The 13391-nt window shown below is 35.6% G+C and carries 10 protein-coding genes and 1 tRNA gene; all 11 read left to right on the top strand.

All coding sequences use genetic code 11. The features are described 5' to 3' along the window. Complete coding sequence (gene sufD / locus K5X82_10470; protein ID QZT35740.1) at nt 1-1368, top strand: Fe-S cluster assembly protein SufD; 1368 nt, start codon at nt 1-3, stop codon at nt 1366-1368. Between the two features lie 139 nt (nt 1369-1507). Further along, the gene (locus K5X82_10465; protein ID QZT35739.1) at nt 1508-2731 is read left to right on the top strand and encodes a cysteine desulfurase; all 1224 of its coding nucleotides are present in this window, start codon (nt 1508-1510) and stop codon (nt 2729-2731) included. Nucleotides 2732-2953: 222 nt separating this feature from the next. Continuing rightward, entirely contained in the window at nt 2954-3382 is a 429-nt protein-coding gene (locus K5X82_10460; GenBank protein QZT35738.1) for a SufE family protein, read from the top strand. 10 nt (nt 3383-3392) lie between these two features. Next, nucleotides 3393-3695: an iron-sulfur cluster assembly protein gene (locus K5X82_10455; GenBank protein QZT35737.1), complete on the top strand. Its 303-nt coding sequence runs from the start codon at nt 3393-3395 to the stop codon at nt 3693-3695. A 139-nt stretch (nt 3696-3834) separates the two neighbouring features. Beyond that, nucleotides 3835-3907, top strand: a tRNA-Gln gene (locus K5X82_10450). A gap of 312 nt (nt 3908-4219) precedes the next feature. Continuing rightward, entirely contained in the window at nt 4220-5041 is an 822-nt protein-coding gene (locus K5X82_10445) for an alpha/beta hydrolase (GenBank protein QZT35736.1), read from the top strand. Further along, nucleotides 5028-6032, top strand: coding sequence for a GSCFA domain-containing protein (locus K5X82_10440; GenBank protein QZT35735.1), 1005 nt, complete (start codon nt 5028-5030; stop codon nt 6030-6032). Before K5X82_10445 ends, K5X82_10440 begins: the two co-directional genes overlap by 14 nt. A 93-nt stretch (nt 6033-6125) precedes the next feature. Beyond that, nucleotides 6126-8099: an amylo-alpha-1,6-glucosidase gene (locus K5X82_10435; protein ID QZT35734.1), complete on the top strand. Its 1974-nt coding sequence runs from the start codon at nt 6126-6128 to the stop codon at nt 8097-8099. 9 nt (nt 8100-8108) lie between these two features. Next, on the top strand, nt 8109-9407 hold the full coding sequence (locus K5X82_10430; GenBank protein QZT35733.1) for a glycosyltransferase family 4 protein: 1299 nt from the start codon (nt 8109-8111) through the stop codon (nt 9405-9407). A gap of 11 nt (nt 9408-9418) precedes the next feature. Continuing rightward, the gene (locus tag K5X82_10425; protein ID QZT35732.1) at nt 9419-10669 is read left to right on the top strand and encodes a glycoside hydrolase family 57 protein; all 1251 of its coding nucleotides are present in this window, start codon (nt 9419-9421) and stop codon (nt 10667-10669) included. A gap of 88 nt (nt 10670-10757) precedes the next feature. After that, nucleotides 10758-13349: an alpha-glucan family phosphorylase gene (gene glgP, locus K5X82_10420; protein QZT35731.1), complete on the top strand. Its 2592-nt coding sequence runs from the start codon at nt 10758-10760 to the stop codon at nt 13347-13349. Nucleotides 13350-13391: the final 42 nt, after the last annotated feature.

The raw sequence follows: 13391 nt of genomic DNA, 5'->3' as shown, positions 1-13391 counted from the left end.
ATGAGCGATAAAAATGCTATAAATAATGCAACCACTGCACTTGAAACTCTTTTTTTAGAGAAAAGGGATGCTATTGCTAATAATGCTCCTGCTTTTCTTAATGAGAGACGAGGTTGTGCTTTGGAGAGTTTTCTTACTCAAGGTGTTCCTTCAAAAAAGGTGGAAAACTATAAGTATACTAACTTAGTTGAAGTTTTTGATAAGCCTTGGGATATTATCGCTTCTAAAGATGATGCCAATATTGATATTGAAGAAGTCTTTGAGTGTGATGTTCCTGATCTAGATACTTTTACCATTTTAATGGTAAATGGTTGGTACTATCCTAAGAATAATTTAGAGGCTTTGCCTGAGGGAGTTACTGTATGTAGCTTGCAGGATGCGCTAAATCAGCATAAAGAGTTGGTTGAAGAGGTTCTGTGTCGTTATACAGATAATGCAAAGGATCCTGTGCTAGCATTGAATGGTATGTTTGCCCAAGATGGTCTTTTTGTTCACATAGCAAAGAATGTGGTGCTAGAACGTCCATTACAGGTTATTAATTTGTTGAATGGTGATTCTGATAGAATGTGTTCACAGAGAAATGTGGTACTCTTAGAGCAAGGAAGTCAGGCTAAAATTGCTGTTTGTGACCATACTTTGTCTAGCAATGCTTTTGTTTTCAATAATATGACAGAGGTTTTGTTGAAAGAGAATGCATCATTGGATATTTATAATGTTCAGAATCAAAATAATCAAACTATCAATCTAAGTGGTTTGAATATTGAGCAGCAGTCAAACAGTAATGTGCTGACTCATGCTGTAGTACTTCATGGAGGTGTTATTCGCAATAACTTGACCATTAACTTGAATGGGGAGAATGCGAATGCTAAGATGTATGGTATTTCGGTTGCCGATCAAGAACAGCATGTGGATAATTTCACTACGATATATCATAGTAAGCCTCACTGTACTAGTAATCAGGTGTACAAGAATGTGATGTCAGGGAACTCTGAAGGAGTATTTACTGGTTGTATTCACGTGTTGCCTTATGCAGAGAAAACAGCAGCTTTTCAACAAAATAATAGTTTGTTGTTGACAGATAGCGCTCAGATGAATGCGAAGCCCCAACTGATTATTGATAATGACGATGTGAAATGTAGTCATGGTGCTACTGTTGGTCAAATTGATGAAGAGGCTCTATTTTATCTTAGAACAAGAGGTATTGGTGAAGATGAGGCTCGTTTAATGATGATTTTTGCTTTTGCACATGATGTTCTTTCGAATTTACGAATAGAACCTTTACGTGATCGTATTGATCAGTTGTTAGAGAGGAGACTTCGTGGGGAAGATTCTCCATGTGATTCATGTGCGATTGAGTGTAATTCATAGCTCTCTTTAGGGACAACGAGATTACTTCAATAAATAATAGCCTATAGGTGCTATAGGTAAGTAATGTATTCTATAGAAGGGTATCTCATTGGTTTTTTTAATAAACAATGGGGTACCTTTTTTAATAACTATATAAGTCATGAGTTTTGATGTTCAAGAATTCAGAAGTCATTTTCCAATCTTAGATCAGGAAATCTATCCAAAGAAAAACCTTGTCTATTTTGATAATGCCGCTACCACTCAGAAGCCTAAATGTGTGTCTGAAACCGTAGAGCATTATATGATGAAGGTGAATGGAAATATTCATAGAGGAACACATCGAATGGCATCAGAGGCGACGGTGGCATATGAGGCTGTTAGAGATCAAGTATGTTCTTTTATAAATGCGGCGTCGAGGGAAGAGATCATCTTTACCAAAGGTACTACAGAATCGATTAATTTAGTAGCATCATCATTAGGTGAAATGTGTATTCATTCTGGAGATGAGATTATCGTTTCAGAGATGGAGCATCATGCAAATATTGTTCCTTGGCAGATGTTATGTCAAAGAAAAGGCGCGACATTAAAGGTTATTCCTTTTAATGATAAAGGAGAATTGATGTTAGAGGTGTATGAATCATTGTTAAGTGATAAAACAAAGATCGTTTCAGTGAATCATGCATCCAATGCTTTGGGTACAATTAATCCAATAGAATATATCATAGAGAAAGCTCATGAGAGAGGTGCTTATGTGCTAATTGATGGAGCCCAAGGTATTGCTCATTGTGATGTGGATGTACAGAAACTTGATTGTGATTTTTATGCTTTTTCTGGTCATAAGATATATGGACCTACGGGAACAGGTGTGCTTTATGGTAAGAAAAATATTTTAGAGCAGATGCCGCCATTTATGACGGGAGGTGAAATGATTGAAACTGTTACTTTTAAAGAGACAACTTTCAATGTTCTTCCTTATAAGTTTGAACCAGGTACCCCCAATTATACTGATATTATTGGTTTAGGTGCAGCTATTGGTTTTGTAGAGACTTATGGTAAAGCAAATATGGTTGCATGGGAAGAGGAGTTGTATCGTTATGCTATCTCTAAGTTAAGTCAGATAGAGGGTATTCGCTTCTTTGGCGAGTCTGAGAACAAAGTAGGTATAATCTCTTTTGCAATTGATGGTGTACATCATTTTGACTTAGGCACATTACTTGATCAGCTTGGTTTTGCAGTACGTACTGGTCGTTTATGTGTAGATCCAATAATGGATCATTTTGAAATGCAGGGAATGACTAGAGCCGCACTTTCACCATATAATACCAAAGAGGAAATAGATGCTTTCTATAATGCTCTGTTACGTTTGCAGCAGATGTTTGTTTAGATCAGAAAATTCTTTTTTGTAATTTTACATGTAATATGAATTACATTTTTAATGAACGATAAGTTGACTCAAATATATTTTGTTTAGACAAAGTTAATAAATAGAGGTATAGAGTTCTCTATAGTAATATTTTCAAGTAGTATAAGCAAAAATAGAGCATATGAGTTTTGATCGTTTCATGTAGGGTATAATTATTACACCAAAGAAAAAAGATAAAATTAGATGAAAACAATAAACGAGGTTCAAGACGAAATTATTGAAGAGTTCTCGATGTTTGATGATTGGATGGATAAATATGCTAATCTGATTGAGATGGGTAATGAACTCAATGATATCGATCCGAAATACAAGGTAGATAATTTCTTGATTAAGGGGTGTCAGAGTCGTGTTTGGCTTTATCCCACTTTTGAAGATGGAAAGATTCATTTTGAGGGCGAGAGTGATGCTATTATTGTTAAAGGTTTGGTATCGCTACTTTTGAAGGTGTATGAAGATCGTACTCCAAAAGAGATTCTTGAATCGGAATTATATTTTATTGATGATATAGGTTTGACACAGCATTTGTCTCCTACAAGATCCAATGGCTTATTGTCTATGGTAAAACAGATGAGACTATATGCGATCGCCTATGATAGAAAAATAAATAGCTAAAAGAAAGATCATGGATAAGCGTATTGATGAGATAATTGAAAACCTGAAAGAGGTATATGATCCTGAGATTCCAGTGAATGTGTATGACCTTGGAATGATTTATAGTGTAGATGTGAAGGATGATGTTGCATATGTTGTGATGACATTGACAGCACCAAATTGTCCTGCAGCAGATATGATCTTAGAAGATGTAAAGTACTCATCGGAAAAGACAGAAGGGATTAAGGAGGCGAAAGTAGAGCTAACTTTTGAACCTGCTTGGGATAAGTCTATGATGTCGGAAGAGGCAAGACTTGAGTTAGGATTTATGTAATGTAAAAAAAGCTGTTTTGGTAACGGATTGTGAATGAGGGATGATGAAAAAAAACTATATTTTTATTATTCTAAAATTTTGAAGTTTACTAAAAAGAGCTTTTATTTGCATCGTCTTAAAGAAATAAGGCGCACATGATTGACCTATGGTGTAATTGGCAACACATCTGATTTTGGTTCAGAAGAGTCCAAGTTCGAGCCTTGGTGGGTCAACCTTTAAAAGAACATTCTTATGGATGTTCTTTTTTTTTATCTCTACTTTATACTTCGAGAAAAGAGGATTCTTTTTTGTACTTTAACATTTACAATACAACTATTGAATTATGCTCATTGTTGTATACCAATACTGCATTGAGATTATCTTTAGAATCTACGCTTTATGCAGTTTGAGATGTTAGAAGAGGACATTACAGTTACGGTTTTCTTCCATTTTCTGTTTGATTAAAACAAAAAGATCAAAGCAATTTATGCTTATAATAAAAGAGCTGTTTATTGGATTAATAATCTTCAAAGATCATACAAAATATGATTTCTAATTTAAACATAGAGACTTCTGATATAGACTCGAGTAGAGGACAACATACTTGTTTATACAAGATATTCTCTAGCGAGGTAGATCCAACGAAGATTTTTGTTTTTATTCATGGTTTAGGTGTGCATGTCACCTCCTATCTTGATTGGTTGGAGCGTTTTGTGAATAAAGGGTATGTTGTATATAGTTTTGATTTGCCTGGTCATGGGCGATCTTCGGGGAAACGTGGGGATGTTGGAAACTATTATAAGCTATACCAATTAATCTCTGATACAATTTCAAGGGGTAAAAGTGAATACTCTTCTCTTCCAGTGGTTTTATATGGACATAGTTTGGGCGGAAATATATTATTATCCTTTATACAGAATAGTAATATATCTTCGGTTAGTTGTTGTGTTGTCACTGCTCCATGGGTCCGATTGGATGGAAATATGTATGGTGCAATATTTAGATTCTGTCGATGGCTCTATTCAAAGCGGCTTTCGTTGATCGTACCACGTAATATATGGAACTTTAAATCATATAATGAAGAAGATCCACTCGTTCACCATAAAATAGCTACCAGGACCTTTTATGAAGCACAAAATGCAGGATCTTTTTTCTTTAGAGAAGATTCTTTTGGAGATATGAATATCTGTTTAGTTCATGGAGCTCAAGATATGGCTACTTCCGCTTTGATAAGTAGAGAGTTGTCGAAAGTTCACAACAATTTTACTTTTGGCTTGTTTCGAAATACACGTCATCATCTTCAAAATTCAGAGGAAGCGGATGAAATATTTTCTTATATAAATAAATGGATAGATGGATCAGTTTGATATATTTAGAACTCCAATAAAGCCTCTAGAGGTTACAAAAAAGATAGGTTACGAAGATAAGGTGATGCTACTGGGCTCCTGTTTTACAAATAATATAGGGAGCAGGTTGAGCCAGAATTTATTTAATACTTTGATAAATCCTTTAGGCATTCTGTACAATCCAAGTTCCATCATGTCTCTGTTAGATCGAATTATAGATAAGAACTTATTAAATGATTCTGATATATCATGGTTGGGAAACAGTTACGGCTCTTTTGAGTTTCATAGTGATTTTAACGATAGGAGTGTTGAATTATCATTATCTAAGATAAATAGAGCGATTGAAAGAGCACATGAATACTTAAAGAGCTGTCAGCACCTGTTTATTACTTTTGGGACAGCATATATATATGAACATAAGATGACAGGAAGGGTTGTTGGTAACTGTCATAAACAACCAGAGAAAGAATTTAAGCGTTTTCGTCTGTCGCCAAATGATATCATTATGGAGTGGGCTAACTTGTTAAAACGAATTTGGGATTTAAATCCTAATTTACAAGTTACACTTACGGTAAGCCCTATTCGTCATTTGAGGGATGGACATGTAGAGAATCAGTTAAGCAAAGCTTCTCTGTTGTTGGCTGTAGATAGACTGAGGCAGGGTTTTAGTGAACGTAATATTGGGTATTTTCCAACGTATGAAATCATGATGGATGATTTGAGAGATTATCGATTCTATGATAAAGATATGGTCCATCCTTCAGAGTTAGCCATTGATTATATCTGGAGTTTATATTCAAATACCTATTTTGATGATTCAACTCGACAGCTGATCAAGGAAATTAATAAGATAGTAAAATCTGCAAACCATCGACCTAATGACACTACAAGTGAAAGTCATCAGAAGTTCATAAAGAAGCAGTTAGATAAGATTGAAGTTATAAGCAAAAGATGTCCTGCAATCGATTTAGATGAAATTATTCATCAATTTCGTCAAAATTTACATGAATAATTTCATCTTTTTAGATAGTTCCGTTAACTTTAGGTGAGTCAGAAGGCATTTCATAAAAGAGTGCCCAAACCACCAAACTAAAAATCTAGTAACATGAGCTATCTAAAGTTTGATAAGTATCAACTTGTTAATCTAGAGTATTCTCTTTCCCGAGAGATTCTTAGAACTAACAAGTCTGGTACTTACTCTTGCACAACTCTTACAGGGTGTAATACGCGTAAATATCATGGGTTATTTGTATGTCAACTCGATGAGTTGGACGGAAATAAACATGTATTATTGTCTTCATTGGACACTACGGTAATACAACATGGTGAGGAGTTTAATTTGGGAATACATAAATACCCCGGTGGTTTTTATGAGCCCAAAGGACATAAATACATTCGGGACTTCTCGATTGATATTATACCAAAGACAACTTATCGTGTTGGTGGTGTAATCTTAACAATGGAGCGATTGTTAACAGAGAATAAGGATCAACTTATTGTTCGTTACACTTTAGAAGAGGCTCATTCCAAAACGACTTTACGTTTCAGACCTTTTCTTGCCTTTAGAGGTGCACATGATCTATCTAAAGAGAATATGTATGCCCAAACAAAACATGGTAACAGTGTGAATGGAACGAATCATCGATTGTATGATCAATATCCAGAACTTCACCTACAATTATCAAAACCGTGTGACTTTATTGAAATTCCCGATTGGTATAAGAATATTGAATATACAAAAGAGCAAGAGAGAGGATATGATTTTCATGAAGATCTATTTGTTCCTGGGTATTTCGAGGTGCCTATTGAGAAAGGAGAAAGTGTCTATTTTTCTTGTTCGCTAACTGAAGAAGAACAACCGAAAGAGTTAGAATCGATCTTTAAAAAAGAACTTCATAAAAGAAAGAGAAGAAATTCATTTCATTCTTTCATCACCAATGCCTCGAATCAATTCTTAGTAAAAAGGAAAAATAATGTAGATCTAGTAGCAGGATATCCATGGTATGATGGTATCGTTTCTCAGACATTTATTTCATTATTAGGGATGTTAAGTAATCCTGATAATGCAAATACGGTTGAGAATATATTAGATACTCAAGTTAATAAACTGAAGCATGGATTATTTCCTAAATATTGGGGAGTTGGTCGATATATCTACAATACGATGGATGCCTCTCTATACTTCTTTGTGGCATTGCAAGAGTTGGAGAGGGTAACTGGAGACTCAAGTAGAGTTTGGAGGAAATATGGTAAATATATGGAAGAGATTATCCATTCGTTTATCGAAGGAACAAACCATAATATTAGGATGCATGATAATGGTCTTATTTCAGGTGGTGATAGTTCTGTTGCGTTAACTTGGATGGATGCTGAAGTGGACGGTATTCCCGTAACACCTAGAAATGGATTTGCTGTAGAGGTAAATGCCTTATGGTATAATGCGTTAAAATATACACAGTGCTTGGCTAAGCTTGAAGGAAATAGTAAATTGTCAAGAGAATTAGAAGCAATCTTACCCAATACTAAAAGATCTTTTAGATCCTTATTTTGGGATGAAAGGAAAGGCTATTTGGCTGATTTAGTCTCGGAAGATGGAACACAAGATTGGAGCGTACGTCCTAATATGTTGATTGCAGTTTCTTTAGATCATAGTCCTGTGACAAGAGAGGTGGAGAAGAAGGTACTTAGTGTGGTGAAAAAAGAGTTGTTAACCCCTAAAGGTATTCGTTCATTAACTCCACGAGATACTCGATATAAAGGAGACTCCAAAGGAGTGCAGGTAAAAAGATCTATCGCAATGCATCAAGGTAATGCTCATCCATGGTTGGTCGCACCTTTTATTAAATCATATTTAAGAATACATAAGAGAGGTGGGATCTCTTTTTGTAAAACAATATTGAGTGAATTTGATAAAGAGTTGAGTCAACATTGTGTCGGGTCTATATCTGAGGTTTATAGTGGAAATCCACCTTATGAGCCGTCAGGAGCAATTTCTCAAGCATGGTCCGTGAATAGCTTACTCTACGCAGAGAAAGCGATTCTAGAGGTTGAAAAGAAATATGAGGTGACACCTGTTTAAAATAGTATTATGAAAGTATTAATGTTTGGATGGGAGTTTCCTCCTCATATCAGTGGTGGTTTAGGTACGGCCAGTTACGGTTTAACAAAAGGGTTAGCCAATTTTGATGATGTGGATGTCACTTTTGTCGTGCCAAAGGCATATGGTGATGAAGACACAACAAAAGTGGATAAGATAATTGGTGCTGGGGATATCTCCGTTGCACGTAGAGATATTACGTTTGAAGATGTACAGAAGAAGATCGATTTCTATGAGGTTGAATCTAATTTGATCCCTTATGTTGGAGAAGAGGAGTTTTATAAGTTAACACAGAAGAAGGTTAAGGCTCAAACGAAGCTTGTAGAAACAAATGAAGAGGGATGTCTTACTTTCTCAGGCAAGTATGGTGTGGATCTTATCCAAGAGATATATAGATACTCTTTGGTGGCGAGAGTCATAGCCCAAGATAATGATTTTGATATTATTCATGCACATGATTGGCTTGCATATCCTGCGGGAATTGAAGCGAAACGTGTGTCTGGTAAGCCACTTGTGATTCATGTTCACGCAACGGATTTTGATCGAAGCGGAGGAAGTGTGAATCCCAAGGTTTATGCAATTGAACGTGAGGGAATGGAGGTTGCTGATCGTATTATTACGGTGAGTAATCTAACTCGAAAGATTGTAATTGAGAAATATGGTATTGATCCAAACAAGGTTGAGACAGTTTACAATGCCGTAGAGCCAATTAAGAAGAAAGCACTATCTATAAATAAGGGCGTTGATGAAAAAATAGTTACTTTTTTAGGTCGTATTACCATGCAGAAAGGACCTGAATATTTTATCGAAGCAGCTCATAAAGTTCTTGAGAAAACGGATAATGTTCGATTTGTCATGGCAGGTAATGGGGATCTCATGAATAAGATGATTACTCGTGCTGCCGCATTAGGAATAACGGATAAGTTTCATTTCACTGGTTTCCTGAAAGGAGATGAAGTATTTGATATGCTTCGTATTAGTGATGTTTATGTGATGCCTTCTGTTTCTGAGCCTTTTGGTATCTCTCCACTTGAAGCAATGCAAGCCGATGTTCCTGTAATTATCTCTAAACAATCAGGTGTTGCCGAGGTGTTGCAACATGCGATCAAAGTTGATTTTTGGGATGTCAATGCCCTAGCAGATGCCATACATGGAATTCTTACTTACCCATCTTTATCAAAGATGTTTAAGAAACATGGAAGAGTAGAGGTGGATAGTTTAGAATGGAAGCATTCTGCTGCTCATGTAAGGAAAGTTTATGAACACACCATTGAATTAGTAAAAGCTTAAATCGAATTGATATGAAAAATATTTCACTATACTTCCAGATACATCACCCATTTCACTTAAGAAAGTATCGCTTTCTTGATATTGGTAATGACCACTACTATTTTGATGATTATCATAATGAGAATGAAATACAGAATGTAGCCTCTACTGTATATCTACCTAACAATGAAAGGTTGCTATCACTGATTGAAAAGTATAAAGGAGCTTTTAAAGTTGCTTTCTCTATTTCAGGTACTACATTGGAGCTTTTTCAACGTTATGCTCCGATAGTTATTGACTCATTTAAGCAGTTGGCAAATACTGGGTGTGTTGAGTTTCTTTCTGGAACATATGCTTATTCATTATCGTCCATTGTCGATGAAGGTGAGTTTAAAAGGCAAGTTCAACAGCATGAGGCATTGATAGAAGAGTTATTTGGACAGAAACCAAGAGTGTTTTGTAATACTGATCTTGTGTACTCTGACGAGATCGGAGAACAGATTGCGTCTATGGGATTTGATGGTGTGATCACGGAAGGTGCGAAACATATACTTGGATGGAAGAGTCCGAACTTTGTTTATTGTAATGCCATAAATCCACGATTAAAAGTACTAATGAGAAATTATAAACTTAGTGATGATCTTCGTTTTAAGTTCTCAAATAAAGAGTGGAGTGAATATCCATTGACTGCGGAGAAATATTTGTCGTGGATTGAAGATGGAGATGAAAACGAAGAGATTTATAACCTTTGTTTTGATTATGATTCGATAGGAAAGCATAACGCGAAGGAGAGTGGTATTTATGATTTCATAAATCGTTTCGTCGAGTTGGTCGTAGAGAATCAGTCGACCTCTTTTGTGACACCAACAGAGATCTTAAAACAGTTACAGACTGTTTCAGCAGTTCATGTTCCTTATCCTATTTCATGGACAGATGAAGAGAGAGACTTGTCGTCATGGTTAGGGAATGATTTACAGAAAGAGGCATTCAATAAATTATATGCTATTTCTGCACTTATTAAAAAATGTCAGGATACAGATGTGTTACATATATGGAATGCATTACAGTCGTCAGATCATTTGAGCTTTATGAGTACCAAATGGTTTTCAGATGGTCAGGTTGAATGGAATGATAATCCATATGAATCGCCTTATGATGCATTCATTAATTATATGAATGTATTAAATGATTTCAAGATTCAATTGGAGAGAGATTGTCCAACGAAACAGTTAGAAGATGGTATTGGACAGCTTAAGAGGATGATTGAGGAGAAATGTGATTAAGCAAGAATGTTGGAAAATTTAGATACCTATAAACAATGAGATAATCAGTATCCCGTGATTATTAACTCATTTGTAAAAACACTAAAACATGGAAAATCATTCACTTTTTGGAGCTAACAATTCGATGGCTCCAATATGGAAAAAGATAGTTATTGAATCAGAGTTGTTTGAAGAACTTTCACCACTTAAAAAGATTGCGAGTAATCTGTGGTGGACATGGAATGATGACGCTCAAGATCTTTTTGAAGCAATAGATCCAAATTTATGGTATGAATGCAATAAGAATCCTATTGTATTATTACAAGAGGTCTCTTTAGATCGTTTAAAGGAACTTGCGGAAGATCATGATTTCTGCCTTCAGATGAAGAAAGTAGAAAATCGTTTGGATCGTTATATGGAAAAGAGAAAAGTAGCTCTAGGGCCTTCGATCTCTTATTTTAGTATGGAGTTCGGTCTACATGCAAGCCTGAAGATTTATTCAGGTGGTTTAGGTGTATTAGCAGGAGATTATCTGAAGGAGTGTTCAGACTTGAATGTTAATATGAAAGGAGTTGGTTTGCTCTATCGTTATGGCTATTTCACTCAAGTCATTAATGGAAAAGGTGAACAAAATGCGCTTTATGAAGAAGAGACTTTTACTAAGATCCCAGTAAAGCCGGTATATGATAAAAATGGAGAGTGGGTCATTGTTGATGTCGATCTACCCAATAGAAAAGTATTTGTTCGAGTTTGGGAGGTTAAAGTTGGTTCGATATCATTACTTTTATTAGATACTGATTTTGAAGCAAACCAAGACTATGATCGTTCTATAACTCACCATTTATACGGTGGTGATAATGAGAATAGATTGAAACAAGAGATTGTTTTAGGTATTGGTGGTATTAAAGCATTACAGCGTTGTGAGGTAAATTCAGATATCTATCATTGTAATGAAGGTCATGCTGCATTTATCTGCTTAGAAAGAATCGCAAGTTATGTTGCTGATGAAAAATTAACTTTCTATCAAGCATTAGAGCTTGTAAAGGCAACTAACCTATTTACCACTCATACACCTGTCCCAGCAGGGCATGATGCCTTTCATGTCGATCTATTTAGAACATATTTTTATCACTATGCATCAAAGTTAGGCATTAGCTATGATCAACTATTAGAGTATGGTAAAGCAGCTCCTAATGAAGATCATTTTAATATGAGTTATTTGGCATCGAATATGTCTAATAATATCAATGGGGTAAGTAAACTACATGGTGATGTGAGCAAAGAATTGCTTGCGCCATTATACCCTGGCTACAGTCCTGAGGAGTTAACTAATATCGGTTTTGTAACGAATGGAGTACACTATCCTACTTGGACAAATCCAATATGGAAAGTAATTCATAAGAAGCTGAGAGGTGAGGATAAAGCCATTGATATCAATAATTATAGTGAGGCTGAAGAGACGAATGTGTGGAACCAAATTTATAGAGTCCATGATTCTGAGATCTGGCAGACAAAGTTAAAGTTAAAAACGCTATTGTTTGATGATATTCAACGACGAGTTAAAAGCCATACTTTTAAAGGCACGATAGATCCCAATCTTGTTTCAAGCATTTTGCATAAGTTCAATCCAGCGACTCTAACCTTAGGTTTTGCGCGTAGGTTTGCTACGTATAAAAGAGCACATCTTCTCTTTAGAAATATTGAAAGATTAAATGCAATTGTAAATAATCCACATCGTCCAGTACAACTGTTGTTTGCTGGAAAGGCTCACCCCGCAGATAAAGCAGGTCAGGATTTAATTCGTTTTATTCACGAGGTTTCTCAACGTAAGGAGTTTATTGGAAAGATTATCTTCTTAGAGAACTATGATATGGAGGTTGCGAAGAAACTTGTTCAGGGTGTTGATGTTTGGATGAACACACCAACAAGACCTTTAGAGGCATCAGGAACGAGTGGTGAGAAGGCTGTGATGAATGGTACACTCCATTTTTCTGTTCTAGATGGTTGGTGGTGTGAAGGGTATCGTCCAGAGGCTGGATGGGCTTTGGCACAAGAGAGATCATATGAAAATCAGAATTATCAGGATGAATTAGATGCAGATACTATCTATAATATTATAGAGAATGAAATAGCTCCTGCATATTACTATCGTGATGAGTTTGATGTTCCTCACCGTTGGGTTCAGTATATTAAGAATTCGTTTGCTGAAGTTGTTCCTCATTTTACCATGAGCCGTATGGTGAATGACTACAACCAAAGATACTATCTGCCAATGAAAGGTCGTAAAGATTTGCTTGAGGCAGATAATAGAAAGAGTATGTCTGAGCTGGTTGCATGGAAAGATAAGATACTTACTCATTGGAATGAGATCGAAGTGATCAATATCGATTTAGAAGATGGTATACGTAATTCATACATTATGGGTCATCAGTATACTTCTAGAGTAACTTTAGATCTAAAAGGATTAGATACCAAAGATATTAATGTAGAGTTAGTGATTGCCACTTTAGATGAAAATCCTACGATTGTCTCTAAAGACCTTTACCAGATTGATACGAATATTGATGAGAGTCATTTTACTCATTATGAGTTAGAGCTTAATCTCACCAAGCCTGGAACATATAATTATGGAATAAGAATATATCCTTCGAATCCATTGTTAGCCAATAGACAAGATCTGAAGCTAGTGCGCTGGATATAGTAAAATGAATAGAATAAAAAAGGGAGTAATTCTTGAATGAAT

The sequence above is a fragment of the Prolixibacteraceae bacterium genome (assembly GCA_019856515.1).
GTDB lineage: Bacteria > Bacteroidota > Bacteroidia > Bacteroidales > Prolixibacteraceae > Halosquirtibacter > Halosquirtibacter xylanolyticus.
The sequence above is the reverse complement of the archived record's forward strand: the minus strand, read 5'-3'. Positions and strand labels throughout refer to the sequence as shown.